The sequence below is a fragment of the Halosimplex amylolyticum genome, from assembly GCF_051414035.1.
GTDB classification, from domain to species: domain Archaea; phylum Halobacteriota; class Halobacteria; order Halobacteriales; family Haloarculaceae; genus Halosimplex; species Halosimplex amylolyticum.
Genome location: NZ_JBLKNW010000012.1, coordinates 16,389 through 31,889, shown reverse-complemented (window position 1 = coordinate 31,889; position 15,501 = coordinate 16,389). Strand labels below are relative to the sequence as shown.

Genomic DNA, 15,501 nt, shown 5'->3' with positions numbered 1-15,501 from the left:
CGCCTCGATGGAGACGGCATCTTGGCGCGGCGCAGCCGCGCCAACGGTCCGAGGGAGTTTCGCTCCCTCGCTATCGCCGTCTCCCGCCGCCCGTGAGCAGACGGGGGTCGCTCGCGGTGCTCGCGACCCCCGGCGAAAAGATGGTCGCAAAAAGATGGCATTGATACGCCATGGGGCGCAATCGAGGACCATGGCGACCGAACCCTCCGAAGCGCCCGAACCCTACGCGGAGTTCGAGGAGCACGTCAAACAGCTCACGTACCTGAACAACGTCGGCTCGGTGCTGGGGTGGGACCAGCAGGTGACGATGCCCGAGGGCGGTACGCCCGCCCGGTCGAAGCAGTCGGCCGCCCTCTCAGCCGTCACCCACGAGCGACTGACCGACGACCGCGTCGGCGAGTGGCTCGACGAACTCGACGACGCGGACCTCGACGACGGCCGGCGGGCGGTCGTCCGCGAGATCCGCCGCCAGCACGAGCGCGCCGTGAACGTCCCCGAGGAACTGGTCTCGGAGATCTCCGAGACGTCCTCGAACGCGCTGCCCGTCTGGGAGGAGGCCAAGGCCGAGGACGACTTCGACGCCTTCGCGCCGACGCTGGAGAAGATGATCGACCTCAAACGCCAGTACGCCGAGGCGATCGACCCCGACCGGGACCCCTACGAGGTGCTCTTCGAGGAGTACGAACCCTACCTGGGCCTCGACACCGCCGAGCGCGTGCTGGAGCGCCTGCGCGACGAACTCGTCCCGCTCATCGACGAGATCGAGGACAGCGACGCGGACCTGGCCGACCCCTTCGCGGGCGGGGAGTACGACCCCGAGGCGCAGGAGGAGACGGTGCGGGCCGCGCTGGACACGCTCGGCTACGACTGGGACCGCGGGCGGCTCGACACCGCCGCGCACCCGTTCTCGACGGGGACACAGTTCGACGCGCGGGTGACCACTCGCTTCGACCCCGCGGACCCGATGGGCGCCATCGGCTCGACCATCCACGAGTTCGGCCACGCCACCTACACGCTCGGACTGCCCGACGAGCACTACGGGACGCCACTGGGGGAGTCGCGTGACCTCTCGGTCCACGAATCCCAGTCCCGGCTCTGGGAGAACCACGTCGGCCGGTCGCTGCCGTTCTGGGAGCACTTCGCAGACACCGTGAACGAGACGCTGGGCGTCGACGCGACGCCCCGGGAGTTCTACGAGGCGGCCAACCAGATCTACCCGGACAACCTCATCCGGGTGGAGGCCGACGAGCTGACCTACCACATGCACATCATCCTCCGCTTCGAGATCGAACGCGACCTGATCTCGGGCGATCTCGACGTCGCGGAGGTGCCCCAGGTGTGGAACGACAAGATGGAGGAGTACCTCGGCGTGCGCCCCGAGACCGACAGCGAGGGCTGTCTGCAGGACATCCACTGGACGCACGGCTCGCTCGGGTACTTCCCCACCTACTCGCTCGGGAGCGTGCTCGCCTCGCAGCTGTACGCCAGCGCCGAGGACGAGATCGCGGACCTCGACGGGAAGGTCCGCGCCGGCGAGTTCGACCCGCTCCACGAGTGGCTCACGGAGCACGTTCACCGCCACGGCTGTCGCTACGAGACCGACGACCTCGTGCGCGAGGCGACCGGCGAGTCGTTCACCGCGGACTACTTCCTCGACTACGCGACCGAGAAGTTCGGCGCCCTCTACGACGTCTGAGCGGTCGTCGCATTTTCACGCTCAATAATCGGGTGCGTACTTTTTAGGAGGGATACTCCTGCGGTCCGAGTACTATGGTAGACCAGGGTACGACCGCGGCGCAGGCGGAGCTCGACGTCGAGGGTGGCATCGACGAAGACATCGACAGGGACATTCAGGACGACATCGCGGAAGGGGTCGACCGCGACGATGGGTACGACTCCGCGGCGGCCAGCGAGATACAGACCTCGCTCGCGGAGTTGCAGGACTCCTCGGTCGAAATCGCCAGGGAGATAGACGCGATCCGCGAACACGCCGCCGAGCAGTACGAGGGCATGTCCCAGGTCGCCAACGAGGTATCGAACCTGAGCGCCGCCGTCGAGGAGATCGCCTCCTCGTCGGAGGAAGTGTCCTCGGCCAGCACCACGGCCCGCGAACTCGCCGAGGAGGGCCAGGAGTCGGCGGCGGACATCTCGGCGGCGATGGAGAACATCCACGGCGCGTCCGAGAGCGTCGCCGAGGACGTGTTGACCATCCAGGACGGCGTGAGCGAGATCGACGACATCGTCGAGGTGATCAACGACATCGCGGACCAGACGAACATGCTGGCGCTCAACGCGTCGATCGAGGCGGCGCGGGCCGGCGAGGCGGGCGAGGGCTTCGCCGTCGTCGCCGACGAGGTCAAGAGCCTCGCCGAGGAGTCCCAGAGCCAGGCCGGGACCATCGAGACGATGGTCTCGGGGATCCAGGACGACACGCGAAACGCCGTCGAGACCATCGAGGAGTCGAACGAGCAGATCGAGGAGGGCATCGAGATGGTCGAGGAAGCCATCGGCGTGCTCGAAGACATCCACCGGGCCGTCGAAGAGGTCAACGACGGGATCCAGGAGGTCGCCGCCGCGACCGACCAGCAGGCCGCCTCCACCGAGGAGGTTGCGTCGATGGTCGACCAGTCCACCGGCGCCGCCGAGGAGATCGCCGACTCGACCGCGGAGATCGCCCGGGAAGCCGACGACCAGACCGACCAGGTGACGGACATCAACGAAGCGGTCGACCGCCTCGTCGACGACTGACCGCGGACGCGCTCTCTCGACCGCCCGGGCGCCTCCTCAGATCAGGTTCAGCAAGAACCCGACGATTCCGACGACGAACGCCAGCGCGAGCATCTTCTCGACCGGGAGGTCGTGGGCCTCGGCGAGCCCGAATCCCTGAAGGGCTGCCGTCCAGAGCGTCCCGAGGAGCGACGAGGCGAGCAACACCGGCGAACTGAACGAGGTCGCTCGCTCGAAGAAGTCCGTGAACGCGGCGGGCTCCGACGGGGCCTGCCCGAGCAGGGTTAACAGACCGACCGCAGTCAGCGGCAGCAGGATGATCCCGGGTAGTTCGGCTTCGCCGGCGACGGCGAGTGTCGTTCCGAACCCGCGCTGGCTGCCCGCGAGCCAGACGAAGAGATGCAGTATCGCGGCGACGAGGAGCCAGCCGACGAAGATGGCGACGAAGACGCCGACGAGCACACCGAACAGCGCGCCCTGGACACGCGCCTTCTCCTCGGGCGGGGCGTCGACGTGTGCGATCACGCGCTGGAGGAACAGCCACATCGCGACGGAGACTCCGATCGCCTGGGCGAAGACGACCCCAGTAGCGACGGTCAGCGAGGGACGGTCGTGGCGGCGAAAGTAACGACTCGGGCTGACGAGCGGGGTGGAGGGCGCCATACCCCGATTGGTGACGACGCGACGATAAGTTTTCCGTCGCTCCCGCTCGCGGGAGCGGACCGCTTATTCCGCTCGGCCCGGTACTCGGGGGTATGAGCGCGCCGGACCTGGACCCCGAACAGCTCGATCGGTACTCCCGGCACATCATCATGGACGACGTGGGCCCCGAGGGGCAGGCGAACCTGCTCGACGCGCGCGTCCTCGTCGTCGGCGCGGGCGGCCTCGGCTCGCCCGTCCTCCAGTACCTCGCCGCCGCGGGCGTCGGAACCATCGGGGTCGCCGACCACGACGTCGTCGAACGCTCGAACCTCCAGCGGCAGGTCGTCCACGGCGACGCCGACGTGGGCCGGCCGAAAGTCGACAGCGCCGCCGAGTTCGTCGGCGAACTCAACCCCGACGTGACCGTCGAGACCCACGAGACCGCCGTCTCGCCGGAGACGGTGGCCGACCTGGTCGACGGGTACGACTTCGTCGTCGACGCCTCGGACAACTTCCCCACGCGATTCCTCCTCAACGACTACTGCACGCTCGCCGGCGTCCCCTTCTCCCACGGCGCCATCTACCGCTTCGAGGGACAGGTGACGACCTTCACCGGCGAGGGGCCGTGCTACCGATGTCTCTTCCCCGAGGCCCCGCCCGAGGGCGCGGTCCCCGACTGCGCGACGACGGGCGTGCTGGGCGTCCTGCCCGGAACCGTCGGCGCGATCCAGGCCACGGAGACGGTCAAACACGTCGTCGGCGTGGGCGAGTCGCTCGACGGCCGGATGGTCGTCTACGACGCCGCCGAGATGACCTTCGAGGAAGTGACCGTCCGGCCGAATCCCGACTGTCCCATCTGCGGCGACGACCCGATCGAGTCCGTGCGGGACGTGGAGTACGCCGAGAGCTGCGCTGTCGGCGACTGACGCGTTCGCACCCGGACAGCCGTCCCGCCACCGGCCCCGGCTCTCAACGGTGATACTCCGTCGCGAGGATTTATGCGGGGGCAATCGAGAGTAGCGACCGGAGCGGCACCCGTTTCGAACGTCATGACAGAGACCATTTCGGAAGCGCTGGACCTCTCGGAGATACGGTTCGAATCGCCCGGGTACGTCGAGCTCGTGCTGTCGCTGGTCATCGTCTGGGGCTTCGGCGACGCCGTGTCGACGCTGGTCGCCGCGACGTTCGCCGGCCCGTCGCTGGAAGCGAACCCGTGGATCCGCCTCCTGCTGGTCCACGACCCGATGCTGATGGTCGCGCTGAAGGCCGCCGTCGTGCTGTACGCCGGCGTCGTGTTGCTCGAGTGCCGGTCGGTCGTCGAGCGCGTGCCCGGCTGGCGCGCGTGGTTCCTCGGCGTCATCGGCCTCGGCACCGTCGTCGTGCTGACGAACGTCTACGTCGGATTGGTCGCGGTCGCGGCCGTCTGATCGGTCGCGTTCGCCGTCCGGAAACCGGTCGGCGGCGTGGGACTGGTGGCACTACCTAAGTAAATTGGCCCAATCTTGATGCCAACTGCAGGCAATTGAAAACATGCCCGCACACACGGGTCAACGAAGCCATCCACTTCGTTCGGGGGTCACTCCCCATTCCACCACACCCCTCCACTGTTTCCCGGCTGGCCGTGCCGACGGACCGACAGGTGACTCCGATCGGTCAGTTCACGGTGCGTCCTCGCCCGACAGCTGGATCCCGCGAGCGACGGCGTACGTGAGCACGATCACGGCCCCGACCGCGAGAACGAACTGCCCGATCGCCACCAGTACTGCGCCCAGGAGCGAGTTCCCGAGGGCGAGAAACGCGAGGCCGAACGGAACGAGGCTGAGCGCGACGAACACGCCGATCAGCTTGCCGAGCGGGATCGCTTCCGAGAGGATCTGGTCCGTGTCCGGGTCGCCCGTCGTCGGATCGATGAACGGTTTGGCGGAGGGCATTCACTCTGCGGTCCCCCGGCGGCCGTAAGTAGTTCCCGGTCGCCGATCGTCAGGGTCTCGGCTCCGCTCGAACCGGTTCGTCGGCGATCAGGTCGCGGGCGACGTCGGCGTCCGGCGCGTCGAACCGATCGGGGTGGAGCAGTCCCGCGAGGTGTTCCAGCGTGTCCACGAGCCGGGGGCCGGGCCGGTTGACGTAGTGGTGGCCGTCCATCGCGTAGGCGCGGCCCGATTCGACCGCATCGAGGTCCCCGAACCCCGGCCGCCCGGTGAGGTCGTCGCGGGTGTCGAGCGTCTGGTCCAGGCCGAACCCGCAGGGCGCGGCGACGAGGACGGCCGGATCGACGGTCCGTATCTCCGCCCACTCGCGCGGGCGCGAGCGGTCGCCGGTGTCGGCCATCGGGTACGTCCCGCCGGCGGCCTCGACCACTTCGGGCATCCAGTGGCCGGCGACCATCACCGGGTCCAGCCAGTCCAGCACTGCGACGCTCGGCCGGTCAGCGGGGTCGATACCGCTCGTCTGCTCGCGAACGGCCTCGACGCGCGCCCGCAGGTCGTCGACGACCTCCGCGGCGCGCTCCTCGCGGTCGAGGACGCCCCCGAGGTGCTCCACGTCGGCGAAGAGGTCGCCGAGGCTGTGGACGTCGCTAGTGACGACCTCCGCGTCAACGTCCGTCTGCGCGAGGGCGTCCTCGACGAGCAGGGTGTCGACGGCACAGACGTCGCAGACGCCCTGCGTGACGATCACGTCGGGATCGGCCGCTTCCAGGGCGTCGAGTTTGATCTCGTAGACGCCGCCGTGCTCGCGCTCGACCCGGGCGACCTGTTCGTTGATCGCCACACTGTCCTGGTCGGGGTCGATCCGCGAGCGGTTGATCGACGGGATCCCCTCCGTCGACGGAGGCCAGTCGCACTCGTCGGAGACGCCGACGGGTTCGACCCCGAGAGCGTAACAGATCTCGGTGGCCGACGGCAGCAGGGAGACGACGCGCATACCGGTTCGAGGCAGCGGTCGGACGTAAAACCACGGTGGCTGTCGACGTGGGGCCGACGGGTTCGGTCGGTTCGGCCGTGTGTACCCGTCCCAGCGAAGGGAAAGGTATAGCAACGTCGCTGTCCGACGTGAGACCATGACCGCCGGGACTGGAGAGCAACGCGAGCGAGAGCGGGGGTTCGACCACGCCGAGGTCGAACCCAAGTGGCAGCGCACGTGGGACGAGGAGGACGTGTTCCGCATCCCCGACGACGCCGAGGACCCCGAGTACGTCCTCGCGATGTTCCCCTACACCTCCGGGGAGCTCCACATGGGCCACGTCCGCAACTACACGATCACGGACGCCTACGCCCGCTTCGAGCGGATGCGCGGCGAGAGCGTCCTCCACCCGATGGGGTGGGACTCCTTCGGCCTCCCCGCCGAGAACGCCGCAGAGGAGCGCGACACCAACCCCCGCGACTGGACGATGAAGTGCATCGACTCGATGACCGAGCAGTTCAAGTCGATGGGCTTCGGCTACGACTGGGAGCGCGAGGTCACCACCTGCGACCCCGACTACTACCGGTGGAACCAGTGGCTATTTAAACGGTTCCGCGACGAGGACCTCGTCGAACGGCAGGGCGCCGAACTCAACTGGTGTCCGTCCTGCGAGACCGTTCTCGCGGACGAGCAGGTCGAAGAGGGCCCCGGCGGCGCCGAGATCTGCTGGCGCTGTGACACCCCCATCGACCACCGCGAGATGGACCAGTGGTTCTTCACGATCACCGACTACGCCGAGGAACTGCTGGAGTGTCTCGACGACCTGGAGGGGTGGCCGAACAACGTCCGCGAGATGCAGCGCAACTGGATCGGCCGCCAGGAGGGCGCGAGCGTCGCCTTCGAGATCCCCGGCTACGGCGACGTGGACATCTTCACGACGCGACTCGACACCATCTACGGGGCGACCTTCTTCTCGCTGGCCCCCGGCCACCCGGTCGCACAGGAGATCGCCGAGGAGAACGACGAGGTCGCCGAGTACATCCGCGAGGCCGAGGCCGCCGACGAGGACGAACTCGACGTGACCTCCGGCGTGTTCACCGGCGAGTACGCCGTGAACCCAGCCACCGGCGAGGAGATCCCGGTGTACGTGGCCGACTACGTGCTGACCGACGTGGGGACGGGCGCGCTGTACGCCGTGCCGGCCCACGACGAGCGCGACCACGAGTTCGCCGAGGCCCACGACATCGATATCGTACAGGTCGTCGAGCCGAAACCCGATGCAGACGTGGATCCGGCGGATATCGACGTGCAGGAAGCGGCGTACCCCGAGGACGGCGTGCTCGTCGACAGCGGCGAGTTCGACGGCCTGACCAGCGAAGAGGCTCGCGACCGTTTCGTCGGGGAGTTCGACGGCGAGCACCGCACCGAGTACAACCTCCGGGACTGGGGCATCTCCCGCCAGCGCTACTGGGGCACGCCCATCCCGATGATCCACTGCGAGGAGTGTGGCTACGTCGAGGTGCCCGACGAGGACCTGCCGGTCGAACTGCCGGAGTTCGTCCACACCACGGGGAACCCGCTGGACGCCGCCGAGGAGTGGAAGTCCGTCGAGTGTCCCGACTGCGGCGGCCCCGCCGAGCGCGAGACGGACACGATGGACACGTTCGTCGACTCCTCGTGGTACTTCCTGCGGTTCCTCTCGCCGGATCTCGATTCCGCGCCGTTCGACACCGAGCGCGCCACCGACTGGATGCCCGTCGACCAGTACGTCGGCGGCATCGAACACGCCGTCATGCACCTGTTGTACGCCCGGTTCTTCACGAAGGTGCTCGACGACATCGGCCTCTTCGAGGGGGTCCCCGCGAGCGAAGCGAGCGGGGGCTCGTCGGAACTCCGTTCCGACGGTGTCCGCGAGCCGTTCACGAACCTGACCAACCAGGGGATGGTGCTCGGTGCCGACGGTAACAAGATGTCCAAGTCCAAGGGCAACGGCGTCTCGCCCCAGCGCATCGTCGACGAGTACGGGGCCGACACCGCGCGGCTGTTCATCATGGAGGCCGCCCAGCCCGAGAAGGAGTTCGCCTGGAGCCCCGAGGGCGTCCGCTCGGCCCACCAGTTCCTCCAGAGCGTCTACGGCCTGGCCGAGGAAGTCGCCGAGGACGGGGGCGAGGCGGACGACGCCGACGACGAGGACCCTGTCGCGGCCTACGTCGAGCGGGAAGTCGCGGCGACCGCCGCACGCGCGACCGAGGAGTTCGAGGCCTTCCGGTTCAACCACGCGCTCCAGGCGGTCCGCGACCTCGTCTCGCTGCTGCGGCGCTACCACGAGCGCGACGGCGCCGACCCGGCCACCGTCGAGCGCGGCGTCGACGCGGTCGCGAAACTGCTCGGTCCGGTCGCGCCGCACGTTACCGAGGAGGTCTGGGAGTTGCTGGACGGCGAGGGCCTGCTCGCCGAGGCCGAGTGGCCGAGCGCCGACCTGCCCGCGGACTACGACGTGGCGCGTCGCCTCGTCGAGAACACCCGCGAGGACGTGCGCGACATCGTCGAGACGGTCGGCATCGAGGACCCCGAGACGATCACCCTCGCCGTTGCGCCCGAGTGGAAGACGCGTGCGCACGAACTCGCCCGCGAGTCCGACGCCGACAACCTGATCGGCGACCTGATGGGCCACGACGAGATCCGCGAGCAGGGCGACGCCGCCGCCTCGTTCGCACAGGACCTGCAGGCCGAGCGCGAGGCGCTGGGCGACGTGCTCGCGCCCGACGAAGAGGAGGCCGCGCTGGAGCGGGCCGCGTGGCTGGTCGAAGACGAGTTCGACGCCGAGGTGGTCGTCCAGTCGGCCGAGGAAGCCGACGGCGACCTGGCCGGGAATGCCCAGCCCGGTCGGCCGGCGATCCGCATCGACTGAGACGCGGATTCCGGTTCCCGTCGGCCGGCCCGTACCCTCGCTGTCCGCGTGGCCGAACCCGCCGCTGGGAACGGGCGGCGTCACGAAAAGAACGGCCGAGCCGCAGGTCCCGCGTCCCCCCGCGGTGCCCTACAGCCGCTCGACGACGTCGAGTGAGTCGGGTGCGTCGTCAGTCAGTTCGACGGTGTCGTCGTATTCGACGAAGCCGGCCTCCTCGAGTTTCGGGAGGTGGACGTGGTGGAGCGCGATCCGGGCGTCCTCGCGGTCGAGGTCGTCGTTCCACTCGGCCATCGCGGCGGCGAGCGGGTCGAGGGCGGGCGGGTGTTCCCGCTGGGAGAGGTGTGAGAGGACGAATCGCCGGTTCGCGTCCGAGAGGACGGCGAACAGTTCGTCCGTCTCGGCGGTGGAGGTCGCGTCCGCTCCCGGTTCGAGGGCATCGTGGTGGCTTCGTCCCATGTGTGTCTCGACCATACCCGTGTACCGCCTTCAGTTGCGTGGCTAAACGGTTAGTGTCGATCGACAGTCCGCTCGCCGTCGAACAGCGCGTCGAGCAGTTTCCGTTCGGCGACCCGGAGATGTTTGTGGAACGTCGGGGCCGAGACGCCGAGCGTCTCCGCGACGTCCTCGCCGGTCGACTCGCGCGGCCACTCGAAGAATCCCGCGTAGTAGGCGGTTTCGAGCGCCGTGCGCTGTCTGTCGGTCAGGTCCGTCCCGAGCGTGGCCCGGGAGGGGAGCGGGCCGTCCTCGGCGCGCGTTCGGTCCTGCTGGGCGCGGATCGTGACGCCGTCGAAGCGCGATCGCAGGGCGTCGACGACGGTCCGCACGCTCGCCGAGAGCGGGAGATCGACGACGAGCTCGCACTCGCCGTCTGCGGCGTGGACGGACCGGACCGTCCCGCCGTAGCGGGCGACGACACCGAACACGGTGGTCCCTTCGAGCGACACTTCCAGGAGACAGTCACCCTCCGGACCGACGCTGACGACGCGGGCGGAGGCGACGGAGCGGTGCGCGTCGGCGAACGCGACTACGTCGTCGGGGTCGGCCCCCGCGACGGTGAGGTAGTAGCGGAAGGCCTCGTCCGACTGGACCGTCGCCCCCTCGAAGGCGACCTCGCAGTCCTCCGCGGCCGACAGTGCCGAGAAGAAGTTCGACTCGTCGTCGACGGCGAGCGTGAGTTCGGTCACGCGCTCGGCGACCAGCGCCTGGCGAGTCGCGACGGCGTTGATCGCGTGGCCGATCGTCGCGCCGAGTTCGGCGAGCACGTCCTGTTCGGTCTCGTCGAAGACGCCGGCGTCGGCGGCGTAGACCGTCAGCACGCCGTAGACGGTCTCGTCGTAGACGAGCGGGACGCTCGCCGCCGACCGGACGCCGTGGGCCTCCGCCGCCTCGCGCACCCCATCGAAGGCGCCGTCGGTCGCCACGTCGTGGGTGACCTGCACCGACCGCGACCGGATGGCCCGCCCCGCGGGCCCGTTGCCGTGCGGTTCCTCCGACCGGGTGACCGTGATCGCCTCGAGGTACGCGTCGATATCACCGCCGGTCGCCCGCGGTTCGACCTCGTCGCTGCGGGCGGTCACGTCGCCGATCCAGGCGGCCGTGTACGGGTCGGCCGCGGCGAGCGCGTCGCAGACGGCGTCGTCGATCTCCCGTCGCGTCGTCGCGCGCACGAGCGCCTGGTCGATCTCGCGGATCACGGCGTTGATGCGGTCGAGTCGTTCGAGTTGCTCGTTCTGCTCGCGCAGGCGGCGCTCGCGCTCTTTCTGGCGGGTGATGTCCTCGACGGCGAGCACGACGCGGTCGCCGCCCTCCCCGCCCGCGAGCGGGGCGGCGCTGACCTGGACCCAGACGCGGCCGCCGTCCGCGCGAACGACCTGCTGCTCGACTTCGGTGACCGGACGGCCGGTGTCGCGAGCGCGCTGGAACACCCGCTCGCTGGGCGGGACCGGTTCGCCGTCGGCGTCGAGCAGCCGCCAGGCGTCCGTCTCCCGCGAGTCGCCGACGACGCCAGCCGGGTCCGCCCCGAGTATCTCGCCCGCGCGGTCGTTCATCCGCTCGATGACGCCGTCGGTCGAGAGCACGAGCAGCCCCGTCGGCACCGTCCGCAGGATCTGTTCGGTCAGGTCTCGCTCGCGCCGGCGCTCGATGCGCTCTTCGTGACGGTCCGAGACGTCCCTGACGATTGCCGTCAGCAACGGCGTCCCCTCGTGCTCGTGCGTGCGCAGTGAGAGTTCGATCGGGATCAACCTCCCGTCCCGGTGGCGACCGACGGTCTCAACGCTCTCCCACTCCGTCCCGATCTCGGGGTTCGACTGCAACGCCTCGAAGGCTCCGCGGATGCGCGCGCGCTGCTCCTGTGGAACGAACGTCGTCACCGAGCGCCCGACCAGCGCCGTCGGGCTGTACCCGAACGTCGGTTCGACCGCCGGGTTGGCGAAGACGATTCCGCCCGTCTCGTCGACCGTCACGATCGCGTCGGAGGCGCTCTCCACGAGCGTCCGGAAGAACGTGTCGTCGTGCGCGACCACGGACGGGTCGTACGCGCACTCCCCGCTCGAACGCGCTCGCTTGCCCCCCTCACCAGTCCCAGGCATCACTCGGCCGCTACTGCTCGCTCCGCGCCTAAATATGTCAGGATATTATGCTATGAGTGTTATCTGAACAGGCCGCACCCACGTGGCAGACAGTCCGGGAGTGACTCGCAAGGAAGCGGCGGGAAGGTCGCGCCCTCAGGCCGAGGCCGTGACCGAGCGTTCGGCGTCGTCGTCGACCGCCGCCCGCTGCGGTGCGACGACCGTCTCGCCGGCGTAGAGCCGGTGACCGACGTCGACGGTGAGGTCCTCTGCGTCGTACTCGGGCGGGAAGACGAGGTCGAAGCGGCTCCCGAAGGAGATGTGCCCGATGCGCTGGCCGCGAGCCACCTCGTCGCCGGGTTCGACGTACGAGTACGTCCGCCGGGCGAAGGTGCCGGCGATCTGTTCGGCGGTGTAGTCCTCGAACTCGAAGCGCAGGCGCTCGTTGTGCTTCGAGTCCTTGGTGAACGCGAGCTTGTTCGAGCCGGGGACGTGTTCGACCGCTTCGACGACGCCGTCCATCGGCGCCCGGTTGACGTGGACGTCCCAGCCGCTCATGTAGATGCCCAGGCGCAGGCCGTCGTCCTCCTCGCGGACGACGGTCACCTCTCCGTCGGCCGGGGAGACGACCCCCTGCGGCGGGACGACGCGCGCGGGGTCGCGGTGGAAGTAGACGACGCCGACCGCCGCGACGACGCAGGCCGCGCTCGCGATCCGCGAGAACGGGAACGCGATCCCGGCGACGACCACCGCGAGCAGCGCGTACCGGTAGCTCGGGCGTGCGATCCTCACTGTCAGAATAGCGACGCGTTTCGGCAATAAGTCTTCCGGAGCGCACGCTCATCGACAGACGGCGGCCGGTCGCGTCCGCACCGAGAGAGAGAGGGCCGTCGCGTCCGCATCGACGACCGCGACTGTCGCGTCCGCACCGAGAGCGGACCGTCGCGTCCGCATCGACGACCGCGACTGTCGCGTCCGCATCGACGGCCACGACCGCGCGGTTGCCCGCCCGTCAGTCGTCGAGCGTGACGACGCCCGTCTCGATCAGGTCCGCCAGCACGTTCCGGGCGTGGCCGTCAGGGTCGACGCCGGTGTATACCGCCTGGATCGACTCGCCGACGACGACGAACGTCGTCCGACTCGCGACGCCGCCCGACCGGTCCACGTCGAAGGCGTCGGCCACCTCGCCGTCGGGGTCGGCCAGCAGGTCGAACTCGATGTCGTACTCGTCGGCGAAGTCCGCGTGCGAGTCCACGCCGTCCGTCGAGACGCCGTAGACGGTCACGCCGGCGTCGCGGTAGCTCGCCAGTTCGGCCTGGAACTGCTCGGCCTCGGTGGTGCAACCGGGCGTATCGTCTTTCGGGTAGAAGTAGACCACGGAGACGCCCGTCCAGTCGGGCTCGACGGGGTCGCCGTCCTGGTTCGGTGCGCGCACCTGGGGCGCCGGGTCGCCGGGTTCGAGTGCCATACCCGCTCGACGGCCGCCCGGTGAAAGCCGTTTGCGGTTCCGGGCCTCCTCGCCGGGCCATGCGGGCTGGTACCGACGCAGCGTCGCGGCGAGACCGCGGCTCGCTCGCCCCGTCAGTTCACCGGGATGTCCGTCCCGCTCTCGGACTCGGTGATCTGTTTGGGCAGCGTGACCGTCAGGACGCCGTTCTCGTAGGTGGCCACGGCCTCGGACTCGACGACCGGTTCGGGCAGGCCGACGCTGCGGCTCACCGACTGGCTGGTCCGCTCCCGGGAGACGTAGCGGTCGGCCTCCTCGACGGTCTCGGTCTCGCGCCGCGCCGACAGCGAGAGCGTCGTCGCGTCGGTGAGTTGCACCTGGACGTCCTCGCGGTCGTAGCCGGGCAGGTCCGCGACGACGACGAACTCGTCGCCGGCGTCGGCCACGTCGACGGGCACGTCGCCGCCCGCCTCGAACCCGCCGGTCATCACGTCGATCAGTTCCTCGATATCGCCGAAGGGATCGGTTCCGCGTGCCATGTCACTTCGACCGTACGCCCCCGTCGGCCTTAAGGCGCGTGCCGGGACTCGCGGCGAGCAGGTCGAGACGCGTCCGCTCGCGACCCGCGACGAGTAGGCGCGCCGACCGCGGGCGCGGCCGTCAGTCCAGGACCGTCTCGCTGTCGTACGAGCCAAGCCGCCGGACCCACCCCTCCTCGGCGATGGCCTCGATCTCCGCGAGCGCCTCCTGGGTGCGCTCCTCGTAGAGACCCGCGGCGATGTCGATGTGGAAGACGTAGTCGCCCAGGCGCTCGCCGCTCGGCCGCGACTCGACGCGGGTGAGGTTGATGTCCCGCTCGGCGAACGGTTCGAGCAGTTCGAGCAGGAGCCCCGGGTAGTCGACGTCCGGGTAGACGATGAAGGAGGTCTTCGAGCCGGCCTCGCTGCGCTCGCTCGCCGGCGCGACGACGACGAAGCGGGTCGCGTTCGACGACTCGTCCTGGATGTCCTCGGCGACGACGCGCAGTTCGTCGCCCGCGTTCTCCGGGTGGCCGATGGCTGCGATGGTCGGGTCCTCGCGGGCTCGCTCGACGCCGCGCGCGGTCGAGGCCACGGCTTCTAGCGTCGCGCTCGGGTAGTTCTCGCCGAGGTAGTCCCGGCACTGCGCGAGCGCCTGCGGGTGGCTCGCGACGGTGTCGAACTCGGGCCCCTGCGCGAGCAGGGCGTGGCGGATCGGCGTGATGAGTTCCTTCACGACCGCCACCTCGTAGTCGGCGAAGGCGTCGAGCGACTCCGTGACCGACCCCTCCGTGCTGTTCTCGACCGGGACGACGCCGCGGTCGTACTCGCCGCTGGCGACCGCCTCGACGATGCCCGTCTTCGACTCCGCGAAGGACACCTCGTCGGCGACCGCCTTCGCCGCGCGGTGCGAGTAGGTCCCCGCCGGACCGAGCGTGAGCGCTTCCATTATCCCCTGATTTGCCGGTCGCCGTGAAAAGCCTCGTGGTACCCGCACCGGCGAACGCCGGGCGTGGACTCAAGCCCCGCGGGATCCGATCGACCGACATGAGCGCCGAACGTGCGACGGGGCGGGACCGACAGACGCTCACCCCGGGCGAACTCGGCAAGCGCGGCCTCGTCGCGGTCGCCGTCGCGACCGCCGTGAACGCGGGCCTGACGCTCGCGACCGACCTGGCCGGCGTCGCACCGGGGTTCGACCCGCTCTCCGTCGGCCCGGTCGTCGTCTTCACCGCGGTCGGCGTCACCGGCGCGGCGATCACGTACGCGCTACTCGACCGGTTGCTCGCCGACCCCGACCGGGCGTTCGTGGTCGTCGCCGCCGTGGTACTCGTCGTGTCGTGGGTCCCCGACACCACCTACGCGCCGACGCTCCCGGGCGCGACGACCGCCGGCGTGGCCCTCCTCGCGCTGCTGCACCTGACGGCCGCGGTCGTCGCCGTGGCCGTCCTCACCGACCGGTACACACCGCTCTGACGAGTCGATCGCTCACTCCTCGCCTGCGGCCTCGACGCGGCCGGCGTACTTCTCCAGTTCGCCGGCGAGTTCGCGGGCCTGTTCGGCGGACAGTTCCACTTTGTCGGCGTGGGCCTGTACCTCCTCCAGGTCGGTGTTGTCCATCTCCACCTGGAGTTCGACGTGGTTCGGGTCGTCGCGGGTGTCGGTCGTGACGTTCAGGACTGCCAGCGCCTCCTCGTCGAACCCGTGACCCTCGACGACGCCGTCGAGCAGGTCGAAGGTGGTGTAGGCGTTGACCTTGAGAATGCGGTCGACCATACCGTCGCT

Annotated in this window: 16 protein-coding genes; 6 read left to right on the top strand and 10 right to left on the bottom strand. The window is 69.4% G+C overall.

The window, feature by feature from the left end; translation table 11 throughout:
• Positions 1-190 precede the first annotated feature (190 nt).
• Together ACMGFE_RS24610 and ACMGFE_RS24605 are read left to right on the top strand one after the other, a co-directional pair.
• Entirely contained in the window at positions 191-1,696 is a 1,506-nt protein-coding gene (locus ACMGFE_RS24610; protein WP_436927914.1) for a carboxypeptidase M32, read from the top strand.
• Positions 1,697-1,770: 74 nt separating this feature from the next.
• Positions 1,771-2,748 carry a methyl-accepting chemotaxis protein gene (locus ACMGFE_RS24605; protein ID WP_436927913.1) on the top strand — a complete coding sequence of 326 codons (978 nt, stop codon included), beginning with the start codon at positions 1,771-1,773 and terminating at the stop codon, positions 2,746-2,748.
• A 36-nt stretch (positions 2,749-2,784) separates the two neighbouring features.
• On the opposite strand, the gene ACMGFE_RS24600 is transcribed toward ACMGFE_RS24605, so the two are convergent.
• Positions 2,785-3,390, bottom strand: a complete 606-nt coding sequence (locus tag ACMGFE_RS24600) for a Yip1 family protein (protein WP_436927912.1) — start codon at positions 3,388-3,390, stop codon at positions 2,785-2,787.
• Between the two features lie 92 nt (positions 3,391-3,482).
• Here ACMGFE_RS24600 and ubaA point away from each other — a divergent pair, with 92 nt between their 5' ends.
• Together ubaA and ACMGFE_RS24590 are read left to right on the top strand one after the other, a co-directional pair.
• Complete coding sequence (ubaA, locus tag ACMGFE_RS24595; RefSeq protein ID WP_436927911.1) at positions 3,483-4,295, top strand: SAMP-activating enzyme E1; 813 nt, start codon at positions 3,483-3,485, stop codon at positions 4,293-4,295.
• A 123-nt stretch (positions 4,296-4,418) separates the two neighbouring features.
• The gene (locus tag ACMGFE_RS24590; RefSeq protein WP_436927910.1) at positions 4,419-4,796 is read left to right on the top strand and encodes a DUF5658 family protein; all 378 of its coding nucleotides are present in this window, start codon (positions 4,419-4,421) and stop codon (positions 4,794-4,796) included.
• A gap of 231 nt (positions 4,797-5,027) precedes the next feature.
• On the opposite strand, the gene ACMGFE_RS24585 is transcribed toward ACMGFE_RS24590, so the two are convergent.
• Together ACMGFE_RS24585 and ACMGFE_RS24580 are read right to left on the bottom strand one after the other, a co-directional pair.
• Entirely contained in the window at positions 5,028-5,300 is a 273-nt protein-coding gene (locus tag ACMGFE_RS24585) for a hypothetical protein (protein WP_436927909.1), read from the bottom strand.
• A 49-nt stretch (positions 5,301-5,349) separates the two neighbouring features.
• Positions 5,350-6,291 (bottom strand): ABC transporter substrate-binding protein, encoded by a 942-nt coding sequence (locus ACMGFE_RS24580; RefSeq protein WP_436927908.1) that lies wholly within the window; start codon positions 6,289-6,291, stop codon positions 5,350-5,352.
• Positions 6,292-6,427: 136 nt separating this feature from the next.
• Between ACMGFE_RS24580 and leuS the strand changes: the two genes are divergently transcribed.
• Positions 6,428-9,181 carry a leucine--tRNA ligase gene (gene leuS, locus ACMGFE_RS24575; RefSeq protein WP_436927907.1) on the top strand — a complete coding sequence of 918 codons (2,754 nt, stop codon included), beginning with the start codon at positions 6,428-6,430 and terminating at the stop codon, positions 9,179-9,181.
• 129 nt (positions 9,182-9,310) lie between these two features.
• On the opposite strand, the gene ACMGFE_RS24570 is transcribed toward leuS, so the two are convergent.
• The 6 genes from ACMGFE_RS24570 to pheA form a co-directional block, all read right to left on the bottom strand.
• Positions 9,311-9,652: a DUF7344 domain-containing protein gene (locus tag ACMGFE_RS24570; protein WP_436927906.1), complete on the bottom strand. Its 342-nt coding sequence runs from the start codon at positions 9,650-9,652 to the stop codon at positions 9,311-9,313.
• Between the two features lie 35 nt (positions 9,653-9,687).
• Positions 9,688-11,772: a bacterio-opsin activator domain-containing protein gene (locus tag ACMGFE_RS24565; protein ID WP_436927905.1), complete on the bottom strand. Its 2,085-nt coding sequence runs from the start codon at positions 11,770-11,772 to the stop codon at positions 9,688-9,690.
• 135 nt (positions 11,773-11,907) lie between these two features.
• Positions 11,908-12,543, bottom strand: a complete 636-nt coding sequence (locus ACMGFE_RS24560; RefSeq protein WP_436927904.1) for a protein sorting system archaetidylserine decarboxylase — start codon at positions 12,541-12,543, stop codon at positions 11,908-11,910.
• A gap of 220 nt (positions 12,544-12,763) precedes the next feature.
• Positions 12,764-13,219 carry a peroxiredoxin gene (locus tag ACMGFE_RS24555; RefSeq protein ID WP_436927903.1) on the bottom strand — a complete coding sequence of 152 codons (456 nt, stop codon included), beginning with the start codon at positions 13,217-13,219 and terminating at the stop codon, positions 12,764-12,766.
• A 113-nt stretch (positions 13,220-13,332) separates the two neighbouring features.
• Positions 13,333-13,737 carry an Hsp20/alpha crystallin family protein gene (locus ACMGFE_RS24550; RefSeq protein ID WP_436927902.1) on the bottom strand — a complete coding sequence of 135 codons (405 nt, stop codon included), beginning with the start codon at positions 13,735-13,737 and terminating at the stop codon, positions 13,333-13,335.
• Between the two features lie 121 nt (positions 13,738-13,858).
• A complete protein-coding gene (pheA, locus tag ACMGFE_RS24545; RefSeq protein WP_436927901.1) occupies positions 13,859-14,665 on the bottom strand; it encodes a prephenate dehydratase in 807 nt (268 codons plus the stop codon).
• A 98-nt stretch (positions 14,666-14,763) separates the two neighbouring features.
• Here pheA and ACMGFE_RS24540 point away from each other — a divergent pair, with 98 nt between their 5' ends.
• Positions 14,764-15,192 carry a DUF6069 family protein gene (locus ACMGFE_RS24540; RefSeq protein ID WP_436927900.1) on the top strand — a complete coding sequence of 143 codons (429 nt, stop codon included), beginning with the start codon at positions 14,764-14,766 and terminating at the stop codon, positions 15,190-15,192.
• A 12-nt stretch (positions 15,193-15,204) separates the two neighbouring features.
• Here ACMGFE_RS24540 and ACMGFE_RS24535 read toward each other — a convergent pair whose 3' ends face one another.
• A complete protein-coding gene (locus ACMGFE_RS24535; protein WP_436927899.1) occupies positions 15,205-15,492 on the bottom strand; it encodes a DUF6360 family protein in 288 nt (95 codons plus the stop codon).
• Positions 15,493-15,501: the final 9 nt, after the last annotated feature.